The sequence below is a fragment of the Halomonas garicola genome, from assembly GCF_055382465.1.
In genome coordinates this window covers 1,912,254-1,928,310 of record NZ_AP043931.1, presented here as the reverse complement: position 1 = coordinate 1,928,310, position 16,057 = coordinate 1,912,254, and the positions used below count along the sequence as shown (strand labels likewise).

General features: G+C 63.6%; 15 protein-coding genes. 8 read left to right on the top strand and 7 right to left on the bottom strand.

Going from position 1 to position 16,057, the window contains the following annotated elements; translation table 11 throughout:
* Positions 1-103 precede the first annotated feature (103 nt).
* The 4 genes from putP to ACZ46Y_RS09300 all read right to left on the bottom strand — a co-directional run bounded on the left by putP (position 104) and on the right by ACZ46Y_RS09300 (position 6,071).
* Positions 104-1,594 (bottom strand): sodium/proline symporter PutP, encoded by a 1,491-nt coding sequence (putP, locus tag ACZ46Y_RS09315; protein ID WP_311956536.1) that lies wholly within the window; start codon positions 1,592-1,594, stop codon positions 104-106.
* A gap of 38 nt (positions 1,595-1,632) precedes the next feature.
* Positions 1,633-4,824 (bottom strand): bifunctional proline dehydrogenase/L-glutamate gamma-semialdehyde dehydrogenase PutA, encoded by a 3,192-nt coding sequence (putA, locus tag ACZ46Y_RS09310; RefSeq protein WP_311956537.1) that lies wholly within the window; start codon positions 4,822-4,824, stop codon positions 1,633-1,635.
* 192 nt (positions 4,825-5,016) lie between these two features.
* Positions 5,017-5,376, bottom strand: a complete 360-nt coding sequence (locus ACZ46Y_RS09305) for a hypothetical protein (RefSeq protein ID WP_311956538.1) — start codon at positions 5,374-5,376, stop codon at positions 5,017-5,019.
* A gap of 287 nt (positions 5,377-5,663) precedes the next feature.
* Positions 5,664-6,071: a CBS domain-containing protein gene (locus tag ACZ46Y_RS09300; protein WP_311956539.1), complete on the bottom strand. Its 408-nt coding sequence runs from the start codon at positions 6,069-6,071 to the stop codon at positions 5,664-5,666.
* Between the two features lie 124 nt (positions 6,072-6,195).
* On the opposite strand from ACZ46Y_RS09300, the gene ACZ46Y_RS09295 reads away from it, so the two are divergent.
* From ACZ46Y_RS09295 to ACZ46Y_RS09260, 8 genes are all read left to right on the top strand, one after another.
* Positions 6,196-6,765 (top strand): YqaE/Pmp3 family membrane protein, encoded by a 570-nt coding sequence (locus ACZ46Y_RS09295; RefSeq protein WP_311956540.1) that lies wholly within the window; start codon positions 6,196-6,198, stop codon positions 6,763-6,765.
* 80 nt (positions 6,766-6,845) lie between these two features.
* Positions 6,846-7,736, top strand: coding sequence for an EamA family transporter (locus ACZ46Y_RS09290; RefSeq protein WP_311956541.1), 891 nt, complete (start codon positions 6,846-6,848; stop codon positions 7,734-7,736).
* Positions 7,737-7,797: 61 nt separating this feature from the next.
* Positions 7,798-8,727 carry an NAD(+) kinase gene (locus tag ACZ46Y_RS09285; RefSeq protein ID WP_311956542.1) on the top strand — a complete coding sequence of 310 codons (930 nt, stop codon included), beginning with the start codon at positions 7,798-7,800 and terminating at the stop codon, positions 8,725-8,727.
* Between the two features lie 2 nt (positions 8,728-8,729).
* Positions 8,730-9,725: a metallophosphoesterase gene (locus ACZ46Y_RS09280; RefSeq protein WP_311956543.1), complete on the top strand. Its 996-nt coding sequence runs from the start codon at positions 8,730-8,732 to the stop codon at positions 9,723-9,725.
* Positions 9,726-9,946: 221 nt separating this feature from the next.
* Positions 9,947-10,786 (top strand): rhomboid family intramembrane serine protease, encoded by an 840-nt coding sequence (locus ACZ46Y_RS09275; protein ID WP_311956544.1) that lies wholly within the window; start codon positions 9,947-9,949, stop codon positions 10,784-10,786.
* 271 nt (positions 10,787-11,057) lie between these two features.
* Positions 11,058-11,345 (top strand): YeaC family protein, encoded by a 288-nt coding sequence (locus ACZ46Y_RS09270; RefSeq protein WP_311956545.1) that lies wholly within the window; start codon positions 11,058-11,060, stop codon positions 11,343-11,345.
* A 37-nt stretch (positions 11,346-11,382) separates the two neighbouring features.
* A complete protein-coding gene (locus ACZ46Y_RS09265; protein ID WP_311956549.1) occupies positions 11,383-12,186 on the top strand; it encodes a DUF2797 domain-containing protein in 804 nt (267 codons plus the stop codon).
* A 108-nt stretch (positions 12,187-12,294) separates the two neighbouring features.
* Positions 12,295-12,954, top strand: a complete 660-nt coding sequence (locus ACZ46Y_RS09260; RefSeq protein ID WP_311956546.1) for a bifunctional 4-hydroxy-2-oxoglutarate aldolase/2-dehydro-3-deoxy-phosphogluconate aldolase — start codon at positions 12,295-12,297, stop codon at positions 12,952-12,954.
* A gap of 11 nt (positions 12,955-12,965) precedes the next feature.
* On the opposite strand, the gene ACZ46Y_RS09255 is transcribed toward ACZ46Y_RS09260, so the two are convergent.
* The 3 genes from ACZ46Y_RS09255 to ACZ46Y_RS09245 form a co-directional block, all read right to left on the bottom strand.
* Complete coding sequence (locus tag ACZ46Y_RS09255) at positions 12,966-13,346, bottom strand: hypothetical protein (protein WP_311956547.1); 381 nt, start codon at positions 13,344-13,346, stop codon at positions 12,966-12,968.
* A gap of 9 nt (positions 13,347-13,355) precedes the next feature.
* Positions 13,356-14,690 carry a sulfite oxidase gene (locus tag ACZ46Y_RS09250; protein WP_311956548.1) on the bottom strand — a complete coding sequence of 445 codons (1,335 nt, stop codon included), beginning with the start codon at positions 14,688-14,690 and terminating at the stop codon, positions 13,356-13,358.
* A gap of 73 nt (positions 14,691-14,763) precedes the next feature.
* On the bottom strand, positions 14,764-15,843 hold the full coding sequence (locus ACZ46Y_RS09245) for an IS110 family RNA-guided transposase (protein ID WP_311881886.1): 1,080 nt from the start codon (positions 15,841-15,843) through the stop codon (positions 14,764-14,766).
* Positions 15,844-16,057 lie beyond the last annotated feature (214 nt).

Below are 16,057 nucleotides of genomic sequence, written 5' to 3'. Positions count from 1 at the left end.
AGGTACTCGTCTTCTACCTCCAATGGTAGGGAAAAAGGCTACCCACAAAGTAAAAAGGCTCCCGAAGGAGCCTTTTTGCCACGCTGAGCGTTAGCCCGAGTTTTTAGCGCGTGATGTGCTGATACTCGCCCGCATCGGCGGTTGCGCTGCTCACCGCCAGAATGGCGATGAAGGAGACGATAAAGCCGGGAATGATTTCATAGACCCCGGGGCCGCCCATGAAGCTTCCGTTCCAGCCCAGCGCAATCCATGCCATGACGGTCACCGCCCCGGCGATCATGCCGGCGATGGCGCCGGCGCCGTTGGTCCGCGACCACATCAGCGAGAGGATGATAAGCGGGCCGAAGGCGGCACCAAAGCCGGCCCAGGCGTTACTCACCAGCCCGAGCACCTGGGAGTCCGGGTTCGACGCTATGGTGGCGGCCACCAGGCCGACGATCACCACGCTGAGCCGGCCGATATTCACCGCTTCTTTTTCTGAAGCTTCTTTACGTAGAAACAGGCGATAGAAATCTTCGGTAAGCGATGAAGAGGCCACCAACAGCTGGCTGGAGATGGTGCTCATGATGGCGGCCAGCAGCGCTGCATAGAGGAAGCCTGTAATCAGCGGATGAAACAGCAGCTCGGCGAGGATGATAAAGATAGTTTCCGGATCCTCGACGTCCATGCCGTTGCGGATGGCATAGGCACGGCCGAGCACGGCCATGGAGCCCGCCCCGACCAGCGAGATGAACATCCAGCTCATGCCGATATTGCGGGCCGTGGGCACGTCTTTCAGGTGGCGGATCGCCATGAAGCGCACAATGATGTGCGGCTGCCCGAAATAGCCAAGCCCCCAGGTAACCGCCGAGAGCCAGCCGATAAAGGTCAGCCCGTCCGTCCACGAGAGCAGGGTGGGGTCGGTCTCATTCAGGACGTCTGATGCCTGGGAGAGCCCGCCGCCGCCTTCGCCGTAGAGCACGACCAGCGGCATGATGACCACCGCCAGCATCATGATGCAGCCCTGCACGAAGTCCGTCATGCTCACCGCCAAAAAGCCGCCGATCACGGAATAGGCCAGCACGATGCCCAGCGTGAGGATGATGCCGGCTGAGTAGTCGCTTATCCCGCCGATGTTGATGACGTCGGTAAACGCGCTTTCAAACAGCTTGCCGCCCGCCACCAGGCCCGAGGCCGTGTACACCGCGAAAAACACCACGATCACAATGGCCGATACGGTCCGCAGCGGTATGGCGCGAGTAGGGAAGCGGTTGGCCAGAAACTGCGGGATGGTGATGGCGTTCCCGTAGTGTACCGTCTGTTCGCGAAGGCGCGGCGCGACCAGAATCCAGTTGGCGAAGGCCCCCACGAACAGGCCGATCCCGATCCAGGCGGACGCGAAGCCCGAGACAAACATGGCCCCGGGCAGCCCCAGCAGCAGCCAGCCGCTCATGTCGGATGCGCCGGCGGAGAGCGCCGCCACCGGCGCGCTGAGGGAGCGGCCGCCGAGTATGTAGCCTTCTGAGGTGGACGTTGACGCGCGCATGGCATAAAAGCCGATGCCCAGCATGAGCGCGAAATAAGTAAACAGGCTGATCCAGACGCCAATAGCCATAATCATCTCTCCGGGTTTGTGCTTGTTGTGTTGTTATTCTAGTCGTTTCCCATGGCCAGCAGGGAAGCGTTGCCGCCAAGCGCCGCCGTATTATTGGTCACGGTCTTTTCCGAGGCAAAGCGCGGCAGATAGTTGGGGCCGCCGGCCTTGGGGCCAGTGCCCGAAAGCCCCTGACCGCCAAACGGCTGCACGCCGACCACCGCGCCGATGATGTTGCGGTTGATATAGACGTTGCCGGCGCGGATCTTGCGCGCCACCTCGTCGGCAAAGGTGGCGTTGCGGCTGTGAACGCCAAAGGTCAGCCCGTACCCGCGGGCGTTGATGGTATCGATGACCTGATCCAGCTCGTCGGCTCGGTAGCGCACGATGTGCAGAACGGGGCCGAATTTTTCGCTTGCCAGCGCGTCGATGCCGTCGATGGCAAACGCTGTCGGGGCGATGAAGGTGCCGTGCTGGATAACGTCCTCGTCCAGCGGCGTCTGGGCAATAAGGCGGTTCTCGGCGGTCAGCTTGTCAATGTGCGCCTGGAGCTGCTCCCGGGCATCCTCGTCGATGACCGGCCCGACGTCGGTGCCCAGGTCGCGCGGGTCGCCCACGCGCAGCTCCTGCATGGCACCGATCAGGATCTTGATGACGCGATCGGCCACGTCTTCCTGGAGGTAGAGGACGCGAAGCGCCGAGCAGCGCTGCCCGGCGCTTTGAAACGCTGACTGGATGACGTCGACGACCACCTGCTCGGGCAGGGCGGTAGAGTCCACGATCATGGCGTTGAGCCCGCCGGTCTCGGCGATCAGCGTGGGCAGCGGCGCGTTTTCCCGGGCAGCCAGCGCCCGGTTGATGATCTGGGCCGTATCGGTGCCGCCGGTAAAGGCCACGCCGGTAATGCGCGGATCACCGGTGAGGACGCTGCCTACGGTTTCGCCGTCGCCGGGCAGCAGCTGGACCACGTTGCGCGGCATGCCGGCGGCGTAGAGAAGCTCCACCACGCGGTGGGCAATCAGCGACGTCTGTTCGGCGGGCTTGGCCAGCACCGTATTGCCCGACACCGCCGCGGCGACCATCTGGCCGCAGAAAATGGCCACGGGGAAGTTCCACGGGCTGATGGCGGCGAACACGCCCTTGCCGCCCATCTGCAGGGTGTTGGACTCGCCGGTGGGGCCGGGCAGCTCGATCGCTTCGGCAAAAGTATCCTCGGCGCGCATGGCGTAGTAGCGGCAGAAGTCCACCGCTTCCTTGATTTCATCCACGCCGTCGGTGAGAAGCTTGCCGCCCTCCCGGGAGCACAGCGTCATGAGCTCGGGCATGTGGGATTCCAGCAGGTCGGCAAAGCGGCGCAGAATGGCGGCGCGCTCGGCGGCCGGCGTGGCATCCCAGTCGGCAAACGCCGCCCAGGCGGCATCGAGCGCCTGGGCGGTCTGCTCGCCGGTGACCCACTGGATGCTGCCCAGGCGCTGGCGCCGGTCGAAGGGGCAGGTCACGGCGTGGGTGCTTGAGGCGTTGTCTTCCACCTCGAAGGCCAGCAGCGGCCGGGCGGTGTAGGTTTTATCCATGAACTCGGCCATCTGCTCCATGAGCGGATAGTAATGGCTGCGGATATTGAGGTTGACGCCCCGGGCGTTGGGCCGCCGGGGGCCGTAGAGGTGCTGGGGCAGCGGAATGCGCGGGTTGGAGTAGGCGTCGTGGGCGGCCAGGGTGTCAACGGGGTGTTCGCACAGGGACTCCACGGGTACGTCCGGGTCCACGATCTGGTGGACGAACGAGGAGTTGGCGCCGTTTTCCAGCAGCCGGCGCACCAGGTAGGGCAGCAAATCCTTGTGCGCGCCGACCGGGGCGTAAATGCGGCAGTAGGTGCCCTGGGGGGCACGCTTCAAGGCCGCGTCGTAAAGCGCTTCGCCCATGCCGTGCAGACGCTGGAACTCGAACGCCCGGCCGTGGCGGTTGGCGTGGTCGAGAATGGCGGTGACGGTGTGGGCGTTGTGGGTGGCAAACTGGGGGAAGATGCGCCCCTGGGTATCCTGGGACAGTAAAAACTCCACGCAGGCGAGGTAGGCCACGTCGGTGCCGGCCTTGCGGGTAAACACCGGATAGCCCTCGACGCCCAGCTGCTGGGACTCCTTGACTTCGGTATCCCAGTAGGCGCCCTTCACCAGCCTGAGCGGGATTTCGTCGCCCTGCTGGTCGGCCAGCCGGTTAACGTAGTGCAGCGTGGGCAGCGCGCGCTTGGCGTAGGCCTGCACGACCAGCCCGAAGCGGCCCCAGCCCCGCGCGGCGTCGCTTTCGTAGACCGCGCGGAAGACTTCCAGAGAAAGCTCCAGGCGGTCGACTTCTTCGGCGTCGATGGTGAGCTCGACGTCAAGCTCACGGGCGGTGGTGACAAGGGCGATAACGGTTTCTACCAGCTCGCTGAGAATCTGCTCCCGGCGGCCGAATTCGTAGCGCGGGTGCAGCGCCGACAGCTTGATCGAAACCGACGGCGCCGGCGCTTTATCGCCGATTTTTTGCCGCGCCTGGCCGACGTGGCGGATGGCGTTCTGATAGTCGTTGAAGTAGCCTCGGGCGTCGTCCCGGGTGCGCGCGGCCTCGCCGAGCATGTCGTAGGAGTAGGTGTAGCCCTTGTCAAACAGCGGCTTTGAGCGCTTGAGGGCTTCGTCGATATCGCGGCCGAGCACGAACTGGCGGCCCATGATCTTCATCGCCTCGACCATGGCGCGGCGAATCACCGGCTCGCCCAGACGGTTGACCATGCGGTTGACAAAGCCGGCGGGGTGGCCGTCTCGGGGGTGATCGAGCTTGAGCACTCGCCCTGTGGTTAAAAGCCCCCAGGTCGAGGCGTTGACCAGCCAGGACTCGCTCTTGCCGACGTGGGCGTTCCAGTCGGCGGGGCCGAGCTTGTCCTCGATCAGGGCATCGGCCGTGGCCTTGTCGGGAATGCGCAGCATGGCCTCGGCGAGGCACATCAGCATCAGCCCCTCGTGGGTTTCCAGGCTGTACTGCTGGAGCAGCTCGTCGATGGTATCGACGGCGGTATCCATGTCGCGCACTTCGCGCACCAGCGAAGCCGTATCCTCTTCAATGCGGGTGAAGGTGTCACGGTCGGTATCCAGCAGCTTGACCAGCTCGCGAACAAAACGATCTTCATCAACAATGTAATGCTGGCTGATACGCTCCATCAGCGTATCGGGATCGGTTTGCCAGGTGGCTGAGTCACGCAGTGTCTTGGCATTGAGCATTGAAGTCCCCGAGGAAAGACGGAATGAATCAGGCAGTACGCACGGTGCCGGTAGCGAATGCCGTGGCAGGGCGCAGGCACCGGTTGGCCGGTTAAAGCGCTATTCTTTCATGATACGCGTCCCGAGATGAAGGGCTCTTCAGACTTTAGTGGAGGCGCTGAGACCCCGCCAGCCGGCTGAGGGAAGCGCCGGTCAGGCGTGCTGCAGCGCCATGCGGGCGGAGAGGTGGTCGCGCAGCGCCCGGAGTTCCTCCTGGCCGGTGGCGTTGAGCAGCGGCTTGCCCTGGGCAAGCTGCCAGTGACGGCCGTGCTCTTCCATCAGGCGAGACGCCCGGCGGCGCACGCTTTCCAGGTAGTCATTATGGCGGATCGGGTAGCCGATAAGCGTGTGCCACTCGCTTTCGCTGACTCGACTTTCCAGCGCCTTGTCGAAAAGCTCAAGCAGGTGGTGGGATTCGGTGCGGTAGCGCGGCGTGCGGGTCGTCAGCAAAATTACGACCGTGCTGCCAATCACCAGCAGGCAAACGCCAAATACCAGCAAGTAAAGCGCCATTGAGCGGCTCCCGGCCTGTGCGTAGCGGGTACGCAGCGTGAGTGGATGAAGCGATTGCGCATTATACGCAGACGCGCCCGAGGAGAAAATTTGCCCGTCGGTGAACTTTTATCCCAAGGGCTGTCTGAGTAGGTACCAACAGCATAGCGAGAGCAGTCGCCAAGACTGTTGCCCCGTAACCATTGCTGGACTGGCTTACTGTTTTTTTTGATCCCTTGCTTGCGCTGCCTTCGGGCAGCGCTTTTTTATGGACGGGCTTTGCAGGGCGCCGCACGGCGGCGCCAGGCTTAACGGCCGTGCATGGTGAGCAAGGCCATGAGGACATCGCGCCGGGTCACCATGCCCACCAGCCGTTCCTGCTCAACGACCGGATAGACCTTGGGCTTGGCTCCGAGCATTTCCTGGGCCAGGTCGATGATGCTCTTGTCCGGCGATACGCTCAGCACGTCGCTGCGCATCAGCTCGCTTACCAGCGGCGCTTCGTCGTCGTGGTACACGCTGTCGAGTATCTGGCCGAGCACGTCCTGCTCGGAAATGAAGCCCACCAGGCGGTCGGCCTCGTCGACCACCGGAGCGCCGGGCAGGCGGTGCAGCGTGAGCCCTCGGGCAAGCGTGGTGATGGGGGTGTCCAATGTCACCCGGAAGCAGTCTCGGGACATGATGCTGAGAACCGTTTCCGCAGAGGCCGTTAGCATGACCTTCTCCTATTCTGGTGTCAGAGGGCGTCCGTCGGTTGCAGCGTAGTTGAATAACGTGCTCACGACCGCCATCTTAGACAGTAGCCCATTTCGCAGCCGTTGACTCGGCAGGAGTACGCCCATGGACGCACGCGAGTATTTAAGCCGTAAAGGCGTGGCGCTGGACAGTGATCCGGATCGTACCAACACCCTGGAAGAAAAAGCCTGGGAGCGCGCTCGCCAAGCCGGTCAGCATCGCCCCAAAACGGGGACGCCCCACGACTGGGAAGACTGGGAGCGCTATCACGGCGAGCTGGCCGATGACGCCTCTTCCCTGGAGCAGAAAATCGACCGCGAAGCGCACCGCGAACAGGAGCAGGCCCCGGCCGAGCCGCCGCCGGTAGACAAGAGCCCCAAGGCGGGCGCCAGCGAGACAGCCGGCGCCGAAGCAAAGCCGGCCAGCGCCGCGGTTGGGCACTTTACGCCGCCCGCGCCCGAGCAGCCCGCCGAGCTTGAGATGCCCGACGTGCCCGAAGACCGGGAGCCTGCCGTGCTGAACGCCGCCTATGCTGCCCTTGCGGTGCTGCTGCCGCCGCTGGCCGTGGGGCTTAGCGGCGGCAACGGCCGGCGCGTGGCGATCAGCGCGGCGCTGACGCTGCTGCTGTGGATCCCCGGCGTTATCTACGCCATTGCCTGGCTGCGCCGCCCCTGAGGGCCGCCCTTGAAAACATTGGGACGTGGGGCTCGGGCCGTTATACTCGGGGTAAATATTTTTATTAAAAGAGGTTTACCTTGGGTTATCTTGTCGGCGTTACCGGGCTGTGGGCGTTTTCCTTTTCGTTGATCGGTGCCTATCTGGCCGGCCAGGTCGACAGCTATTTTGCCGTGCTGGTGCGGGTTTCGCTTGCCGCGCTGGTGTTCCTGCCGCTCTTGCGACCCCGCCTGCTGCAGGGCAAAAAACGTCTGGCGCTGATGGCGGTGGGGGCGCTGCAGCTGGGCGTGATGTATCTGTTTTTCTACTCGTCGTTTTTGCTGCTGTCGGTGCCCGAAGTGCTGCTGTTTACCGTGCTGACGCCGCTTTATATCGCGCTGCTCGACGACGCGCTTTTCGGCCGCTTCACGCCGCTTTATCTGCTGACCGCGCTGCTGGCCGTGGCCGGCGCGGCGGTGATTCGCTATGACGGCGTAAGCGGTGACTTCTGGCTGGGCTTTGGCGTGGTTCAGGGCGCCAACCTGTGCTTTGCCCTGGGCCAGGTGGGCTATCGGCGGCTGGCCGCCACGCTGCCGGCGTCGCTTGCCTGGCACAGCGTGTTTGGCTGGTTCTTTCTCGGCGCGCTGGCGGTGGCGCTACCGGCCTTCTGGCTGCTGGGGGATGCCTCGGCGCTGCCGCAAACCTCGACCCAGTGGCTGGTGCTTTTGTGGCTGGGGCTTGCCGCTTCGGGCGGCGGTTACTTTCTCTGGAACCGCGGGGCCGTCAGGGTCAACGCCGGGGTGCTGGCGATCATGAACAACGCCCTGGTGCCGGCCGGGCTAGTGGTCAATCTGCTGCTGTGGAACCGTGAGGCCGAGCTTGACCGGCTGGCGCTGGGCGGGGCGATCATCGCCGCCTCGCTGTGGCTGAACCAGCGGTATTATCACCGCAATCGGCGCCGGCCGGCCGGGCAGGGCGCCGGCCGCGCCTGAACGATTTGCCCGCCGAGGCCGGGGTCGACATAATGCAGGCCGATGTTAACGAGTTGCCTCAATGACTGACACAGCCACTGCTACCGGCGCCCCGGGCTCTCCCGGCGGCGCCCGGCCTTTTACCACCATCGGCCTGATTGGCCGGCTGGGCAGCGACAAGGTCGTCGACTCTTTAAAGCGCCTGATTCGCTACCTTGGCGAGCGCGACTACCGCGTGGTGATCGAGGACCGCACGGCCACGGTGATACCGGACCACGGTATGCCAGAGACCAGCCGCCGGGCGCTGGGCGAGCTGTGTGACCTGGTCATCGTTATCGGCGGTGACGGCAGCCTGCTGGGGGCGGCGCGCACGCTGTGCGAAACCGGCACGCTGCTGCTGGGCGTCAATCGCGGCCGGCTCGGGTTTCTGACCGATATCTCCCCCGCCGAGCTGGAAGAGCGGGTGGGCGAGGTGCTGGCCGGCCACTTCGAGCGCGAAGAGCGCTTTCTGCTGGAAGCCGAGCTTTACCGCAGCGGCGTGGCGGTGGGTCACGGCGAGGCGCTCAACGAGATCGTGGTGCACTCGGGCAAGGCCGTGCGCATGATCGAGTTTGAGCTGTTCGTGGACGGCCAGTTTGTCTACAGCCAGCGCAGCGACGGGCTGATTGTCGCCACGCCCACGGGCTCCACGGCCTATGCGCTGGCCGGCGGCGGGCCGATCATGCATCCGCGCCTGGAAGCGGTCACCCTGGTGCCGATGTTTCCACACACGCTGTCGAGCCGGCCGGTGGTGCTTGACGCCGCCAGCGAAATCCGCATTCACATCGGCGACACCAACCTGGTCTACCCCCACGTCAGCTGCGACGGGCAGACCCGTGCCGTGGCCAAGCCCGACGACGTGCTGGTCATCAGGCGCAAGCCCGAGCGGGTACAGCTGGCGCATCCGCTGGGCCACAATTTTTACGAAGTGCTGCGCAGCAAACTGGGCTGGAGCCACCGGCTGGGAGATTAGACATGGGCATGACCCCGCAGGGCAAGCCGCGGCTGGAAGGCTATGACTTGATCGGCGATGTTCACGGCTGCGGTGCCACCCTGGTGACGCTGTTGGAAAAGCTCGGCTATGAGCGGCGCGGCGGCGTGTATCGCCACCCCCGGCGCAAGGTGATCTTTCTCGGCGATTTGATCGACCGCGGTCCGCGCATCCGCCTGGCGGTGACCGTGGCCCGGCGGATGGTCGAAGAGGGCGAAGCCCATATCGTCATGGGCAACCACGAATATAACGCCCTGGCGTATAGCTACCCGGCACCGCCCGGGAGCGGCAAGCGCTGGCTGCGCGAGCATACTCCGCGCAACAACCGCCTGATCCGCGAAACTCTCGAGCAGTACTACGACTACACCAACGAGTGGGAAGATACCCTGGCCTGGTTCAAGACCATCCCGCTGTGCCTGGAAATCGACGGCATCCGCGTGGTGCACGCCTGCTGGGACCATGCCCTGATCAAGCGGCTGACAAAGCGCCACCCGGATGCCTGCATGGACGACGCCTTTCTGGAAGAGTCCACCGATGCCTCCACCGACGCTTTCGCCATTCTCGACCGGCTGACGCGCGGCGCCAATATACCGCTGCCCCGGGGCATCCAGATCCACTCCGGCGACGGCTTTACCCGCCAAAGCTTTCGCGCCCACTTCTGGAGCGAAGATCCCGTGGTGTGGGGCGACGTGGTATTTCAGCCGGATAATCTGCCCGGCGATCTGGAGTCGCGGCTGCTGGAGCCCGGCGAGCGCCGCCGCCTGAGCTACTACGGCAGCGATCAGCCGCCGCTGTTTATCGGCCACTACTGGTGCGAAGGCGTGCCGTCGCTGCCGACCCACAATATTGCCTGCCTGGACTACAGCGCGGTGAAGTACGGCCGCCTGGTGGCGTACCGCTGGAGCGGCGAGCAGACGCTCAACGCCGACCGTTTCGTATGGGTGCGGGTCCCCCGGGAAGAGAGTCTGCTGTCGGGCTGATCGCCGACTTTACTTTCAGTTACATATTTTCCTGAAACCGGGTGAACTTTATCCGCCGGTGGCCATCTGATTGGGTGTTCCCTTGAATGATCCCTTGCTTTCTCCGGCGGCCTCCACCGCCGGATTTTTTCGTCTGGGCGATCGCTTTTGCTGATCTGCGGCATGAGCCGCTCCGGCGGATGTGTCAAAATGATCCGTAGACATGCCACAAGAGATGTTTCATGCAGCCCGTCATGCTATTGCCCCTCGATGCTGATACCCGGCCGCTTCGCCAGGCCCTCTGGCAGCACCGCATCGGCCACCGCATTACCCGGGAAGACGAAGGACAGCTTCTGTGGCTGGCCGATCCGGCGCATCACGATGCGCTGCAGGAGATGGTCGGTCGCTGGCAGCGCGGCGACTCGCTGACGGCAGCTCCCGAGCGTCGCCAGCCGGGCCGCGTGGCGGGCCTGATGCCGCTGCTCAGGCGCGTTCCGGTCACGGCGGCAACGCTCGGCCTGTGCCTGGTCGTCTTTGCCCTGATCGGGTTTTTGGGCGACTGGCTGATTGTCCAGCTGACCATCGTGCCGATCGGTATCGCCGGCGAAGACCTGGTGTACGGCACGCTGGGTCAGGGGCTTGCCGGCGGCCAGCTGTGGCGGCTGATTTCCCCTGCTTTTTTGCACTTTGGCTGGATGCACCTGATTTTCAACCTGATGTGGGTGTGGTTTTTCGGCCGTCAGGTAGAAGTGCTGCAGGGCAGCCGCTGGATGCTGGCGCTGGTGCTGGTGGCAGGCGTCGGCGCCAATCTGGCCCAGTACGCCACGGGCACGGCGCTGTTCGGCGGTATGTCCGGCGTGGTCTATGCGCTGCTGGGCCACGTTTGGCTCATGTCGCGGCGGGTGCCAAACAGCGGTTTTTTCGTGCCATCCATGCTGGTGGTCTTCATGCTTGGCTGGATGGTCTTCACCATGACCTCCATGGCCGGGCAGGTAGGGTTTGGCAACGTCGCTAACGAAGCCCACCTGGGCGGGCTGCTGGTGGGGCTGGCCACCGGCTGGTTCGCCTCGTCGCGGCGCTGAGCTTTAGGGCTATCGCAGCACTCAAGTTGAGCCGGTCACAGGTCTACGATGGGCGCTATGAATCCCTCCCTGGACGCTACCTGCGCCATCCATGGCGTAGAACCCCTCTTCGACCTGTCCCCGGCTCCTCTGGACATAACCAGCTGCGATAACCTCGGTTTGAACCTGGCACCGGAAGTTTTCTGCCGGGGGCAATGATATCCTGAGGCCGCTGTCGGGTTCGCCGTCTTGGCGAGCGCCGGCGGAAGCCATGACCCGTTCGGAGCCTGCCATGAGTGAAATGACCTTTGAAACAATGATCCGTCAGATGACGCCGACCATCTACGCAAACCTCAAGGAGGCGGTGGCGCTGGGCAAATGGCCGGACGGCAAGCGCCTGACGGCCGAACAGACCGAGCTTTGCCTGGAAGCGGTGATGCGCTACGAAGTGGAGAGCGAGGTCCCTGAAGATCAGCGCGTCGGCTATCTTAGCCGCCGCACCTGCGGCGCCGGCACCGACGGCAGCGGCGTCTCTCCGGCCATGGCTGGCCTTGGCGAGGACGCCACCCGTGGCCGCTAACGACACGGCCGAAGCGCTTGCCGGGGGGCTTGGCAAAATGGCCGCCGCCCCCGACGCTCAGGGGCGAGTGGCGTACCGTCTGCGTGTGGGCGACGGAGAAGCCGGGCTTAATGCGCGCCTCGGCACGCCGCTGCGCCTTGAGTGGCAGGGCGCTATCCACTGCGTTCACTGCGGGCGCCACACCCGCAAAAGCTACGGCCAGGGGCACTGCTACCCGTGCTTCAAGCGCCTGGCGCGGTGCGACATGTGCATCGTCAAGCCCGAGCTGTGCCACTATTTTCAGGGCACCTGCCGCGAGCCCGAGTGGGGCGAGGCGCACTGCTTTACGCCCCACGTGGTGTATCTGGCCAATTCGTCCGGGCTCAAGGTGGGCATCACCCGCAGGACCCAGCTGCCCACCCGCTGGCTGGATCAGGGCGCCATCCAGGGCCTGCCAATTCTGGAAGTGGCCAGCCGCCAGCAGGCCGGGTTTGTCGAGGTGCTGCTCAAGGAGGCAGTCTCCGATCGCACCAACTGGCGCGCCATGCTCAAGGGCGAGGTGGATACCCTCGACCTTTACGCCGAGCGCGACCGGCTGCTTGATTCGTTTGCCTCGGGGCTTGACGCGCTGCGCAAGACCCACGGCGCTGACGCCATTCGCCGGCTGGATGCCGAGGTGCAGACGTTTTCTTATCCGGTCAGGGCGTTTCCTCACAAGGTGGCCTCGCACAATCTGGACAAAACGCCCCAGGTGGAGGGCGTGCTTGAGGGCATCAAGGGCCAGTACTTGATACTCGATACCGGGGTGATCAACCTGCGCAAATACAGCGGCTATCAGGTGCGCGCGATCCTGGCGGGATGAGACGAGCCGGCACGGTGTCACAGGTAACGCTATGCTGAGGGTAACGCTATCTAAGGGTAACGCTGGGCTGTCGGTAAAGAAGCCCCGCCGCGATTCCGGAGACGTTCCATGATGGATAAACAACTGCCCTCAACCCGTACTGCCGAGCTTGACAGCATCTGCTTGAAAGCCGAAGTGCTCCCGGTGATCACCGTCGAACGGCTGGAAGACGCCGTGCCCGTGGCCCGGGCGCTGTTCGCCGGCGGCTTGCACGTACTGGAAGTAGCGCTGCGAAGCGGCTGCGCGCTTGACGCCGTCACGCGCATTCGCGAGGCGCTGCCCGGCGCGAGCGTCGGCGTGGGCACGGTGCTCACCCCGGCCCAGTACCGTCAGGCCGAGCAGGTCGGGGCGGACTTTGTGGCGACGCCGGGCACCACCGATGCGCTTTACCGCTACGGGATAGAAAGCCCGGTGCCCATGCTGCCGGGTATTGCCAGCGTGTCCGAGGTGATGGCCGGCTGGCAGTATGGCTACCGCCGCTTCAAGTTCTTTCCGGCCGAGACCAGCGGCGGAGTGGCTGCGCTCAGGGCGTTCAGCGCGCCGCTTGCCGAGGCGCGCTTTTGCCCCACCGGCGGCATCAGCGTGGATAACGCCGGCGACTATCTGGCGCTGGACAACGTCATGTGCGTAGGCGGTTCCTGGCTTACGCCCAAAGCGCTGATCGACGCCGAAGACTGGGCCAGCATTGAGCAGCTGGCCCGGGAGGCCGCCGAGCGTTTTCACCACTAGGCCCGCGGTTACTATCCGGAGTCGGACACCGTGGGGTAGGGGTTATCGGGCCGGTCGGTGCGCGACAGCGGTAGGCGGCGGGCGCTTTCCTTGGGGCCGTAGTTGTCGGCCAGATAGTCGAGAATGGTAGCTTCGACGTCAGGCTGGAATTCCCACAGCCCCTGGGTGTCCTGCATCCAGCGAATAAGCGACTCCCAGTGGCCGCGCGAGCCGCTGTTCTGGGTGACCAGCCGGGACGAATGGCAAATGGTGCAATTGCCCTTGACCATCTCCCAGCCTTCGGCCTTGATCAGGCCGGTGTCGGCATCGGTTTCCTGGGCCTGGGCGCCGAGCGGAAGGCTGGCCAGCCCGGCCAGCAGGGCCGCCTTGCCCCAACAAGATAAGACACGCATAAAAGCCTCCTAGGCCACCTGGACCGCGATGCGATGGCAGGCGTTGTTGAGATAGCCCTTGGGGTTCCAGCCGGGGACGACCATCGGCTGGGAGCGTCCGTCCTCGTCGGTGGCCCTTGCCCAGATTTCGAAATAGCCCTGCTCGGGGAACTCCACCGAGGTGGTCCAGCGCTGCCAGGCCAGTCGGTTGGGCGCATCTTTCAGGTCGGCTTTCTGCCAAGTGGCGCCGAAGTCGATGGAGATATGCACCTCCTTGACGCTCAGATCGCCGGCCCAGGCGTGGCCGCGCACCGTCATGGGCTCGTCGCGCGACTGCTCGGTACCGGACTCGGGGTAGGTCACCAGCGATTTCACCGGCATCGAGTGGATGGTAACGAAGTCCTCCTCCGGTACTTCGCTTCCCGGCGCTACCGGATGCTTGGGAACGCTGTAGGAAGGCGGGGCCATCTTGGTGCCGTCGTGCTTCTGGTTGCGAATCACGATGCGCTCAAGCCACTTGCCGGATACCGACCCCGGCCAGCCGCCGCAGACCACGCGCAGCGGGTGGCCGTTGAGGTAGGGAATATCCTCGCCGTTCATCGCCCAGGCAATCAGCGACTCGTCTTCCAGCGCCTTGTCGATGGGCACGCCCCGGGAAATGGGGTCCCGATCCGGATCGCCGCTGGCGTGGGCGTCAGCGCCGTAGTAGCCGGTGTAAACGGCGTCGTCGGCGATACCGCAGGCTTCCAGCACGTCGCGCAGGCGTACCCCGGTGAAGGTCGGGCAGGCGACTGCGCCGGTGGTCCACTGGTTGCCGCTGGCCGAGGGCACGTATTCGTGGCGGCCGTTGCCGCCGCACTCGACGGTGAGCTGATAGGTATGGTGCTCGAAACGCTCCTTGAGCTCGGCGATGGTAAAGCTTTGCGGGTTTTTGCACGACTCGCCGCCGATTTCGAGCTCCCAGCTGTCGACGTCGATATCCTCAACGGCCGGCGGTATACCGTTGTTGCGCACGAACATGTGCTTGGCCGGGGTAACGTCGTCGTCGAGCAGGTGGGGCGGCGTTTCGGCGTTGATCGGCCGGTCGTTGAGTACGGTCAGGCCGTCCTTGCCTTCCAGGTTGAACGACTCGTCGCTCTGGGCCAGCGCTGCCGGAATCAGGCCGCCGGGCATGCGGTCGGCAAAGGGGATCGAGCCGCCCACCGCAGCGGCCATGGCCAGCAGGCTTGAACGCTTCAAAAAGCCGCGGCGGCTGGTGGGGTCGACCTCACGATCCCAAAGCTGCTTGTCGGCCGCTTCGGGGTCTTCGGCATAAAGCTCGTGGATGCCGCGGATCTTGGCGTCATCAGAGGGGCGTTTCTTCATGGCAAATTTCCTGGTTTGCCCGCCGGCCGGCGGAGTCAGCGGCAAGCAGGACGCGTTGATGCTCCTATATCTGTCAAGTCGCGTATTCAGCTACTTTGGGGCCATACCGTAGGAGACGATAAACCTCACGAATGATGTAACGCTTGAGGCACCTGACAATGTCACGTTTCGTCTTGCCTTCTGCGGTCCTTCGCGCAACGTACACCTTAGTTGGCTCGTGGCCTCGCATTCGCACAATCGCCGCGCGATAGATGGCAGCATTGAGCTGTCTGTGTCCACCCCTGTTGATTCTATATCGGCCTGATGTCATGCCTGATGAGGCGGGAATAGGGCTAATGCCGGCCAGCTTTGCCAATGCCGCCTCGGATTTGATCCTTTCAGGATTATCTCCCACAACAATCAGTATTTCTGCTGCCGTGTGAGTGCTGATGCCATACGACTCGACCAGCTGCGGTACGGCTTCTTGGACAAGGTCATAGATCATTTTATTCAATGCACCGGCTTCCTCATCCAGAGAAATCCAGCGCCGAGACAGGGAACGAAGCGTATGTTTAATGCTATCTGTCGTATTCTCCAACAAGCTGGGACGTAGCCTGGAAAATTTGTGTGCAAGCGCCAATGGCGTTTTCGCTTCAGCGCTAGCCCGGACATCGTCTGGTGCATGAACCAGCATGGCCTTCAGGGTCACCATGGCCGCTGTACGGGCTTTGACGGCCGTATCATAAGCCACCTTCAGCTGCCGAACCATTTCAGCAGTGCCATCGGTCACCTTGGGTATAGCGGTTGCCGTTCTGGACAGAACAGCACGGGCGGCATTCTCGGCGTCTAGGGTATCGGATTTTCCATTCAGCCGCCTGAGACGGCGATTGGGGCGACTCACCTCGATGACCAACGTGTCATGCCGGCGAATGAAGGAAGTCAGAGCGGCGCCGTAGGAACCGGTGCCTTCCACACCAAAGGCCAGGATTCGACCAAAAGAGCGTGCCCAGGCCAGCAGCTTTTCAAAGCCGTCACGGTCCGCCGTAACTGAAAGCGTTGATCGTAGGCCAGCGGTTGTATCTACAACGGCAGCAACATGGATATGCTTATGCGTATCCACCCCAACGACGATATGGCCGGAAGGTGCGATATCAGGTAACTGTAAAGCCGTCATGTCAGCCTCTGAGTATGTCGAGTTATGGTCTCCAGAATCGGCCAAGTGGACAGGACTGTCATGAGAGTATATGCCTTCAGGCTCCTATTAAGTCACAGCTTCGCCATACTGGATCAGGTGCCCGGTCCGGAGCTGACAGATCAACGCCAAGGCATGCAACGGCCAATCATTGCAAGAGTCAAGCCACCAAGACCAGGTCTTCCGGATCGATTAT

What these genes read in the sequence shown, in the direction of transcription:
- ACZ46Y_RS09250 (WP_311956548.1), bottom strand. Translation starts at nt 14,690, where the DNA reads ATGAAGAAACGCCCCTCTGATGACGCCAAGATCCGCGGCATCCACGAG.
- ACZ46Y_RS09245 (WP_311881886.1), bottom strand. Translation starts at nt 15,843, where the DNA reads ATGACGGCTTTACAGTTACCTGATATCGCACCTTCCGGCCATATCGTC.
- ACZ46Y_RS09265 (WP_311956549.1), top strand. Translation starts at nt 11,383, where the DNA reads ATGGCCGCCGCCCCCGACGCTCAGGGGCGAGTGGCGTACCGTCTGCGT.
- putA (WP_311956537.1), bottom strand. Translation starts at nt 4,824, where the DNA reads ATGCTCAATGCCAAGACACTGCGTGACTCAGCCACCTGGCAAACCGAT.
- ACZ46Y_RS09305 (WP_311956538.1), bottom strand. Translation starts at nt 5,376, where the DNA reads ATGGCGCTTTACTTGCTGGTATTTGGCGTTTGCCTGCTGGTGATTGGC.
- ACZ46Y_RS09275 (WP_311956544.1), top strand. Translation starts at nt 9,947, where the DNA reads ATGCAGCCCGTCATGCTATTGCCCCTCGATGCTGATACCCGGCCGCTT.
- ACZ46Y_RS09285 (WP_311956542.1), top strand. Translation starts at nt 7,798, where the DNA reads ATGACTGACACAGCCACTGCTACCGGCGCCCCGGGCTCTCCCGGCGGC.
- ACZ46Y_RS09260 (WP_311956546.1), top strand. Translation starts at nt 12,295, where the DNA reads ATGATGGATAAACAACTGCCCTCAACCCGTACTGCCGAGCTTGACAGC.
- putP (WP_311956536.1), bottom strand. Translation starts at nt 1,594, where the DNA reads ATGGCTATTGGCGTCTGGATCAGCCTGTTTACTTATTTCGCGCTCATG.
- ACZ46Y_RS09300 (WP_311956539.1), bottom strand. Translation starts at nt 6,071, where the DNA reads ATGCTAACGGCCTCTGCGGAAACGGTTCTCAGCATCATGTCCCGAGAC.
- ACZ46Y_RS09270 (WP_311956545.1), top strand. Translation starts at nt 11,058, where the DNA reads ATGAGTGAAATGACCTTTGAAACAATGATCCGTCAGATGACGCCGACC.
- ACZ46Y_RS09295 (WP_311956540.1), top strand. Translation starts at nt 6,196, where the DNA reads ATGGACGCACGCGAGTATTTAAGCCGTAAAGGCGTGGCGCTGGACAGT.
- ACZ46Y_RS09280 (WP_311956543.1), top strand. Translation starts at nt 8,730, where the DNA reads ATGGGCATGACCCCGCAGGGCAAGCCGCGGCTGGAAGGCTATGACTTG.
- ACZ46Y_RS09255 (WP_311956547.1), bottom strand. Translation starts at nt 13,346, where the DNA reads ATGCGTGTCTTATCTTGTTGGGGCAAGGCGGCCCTGCTGGCCGGGCTG.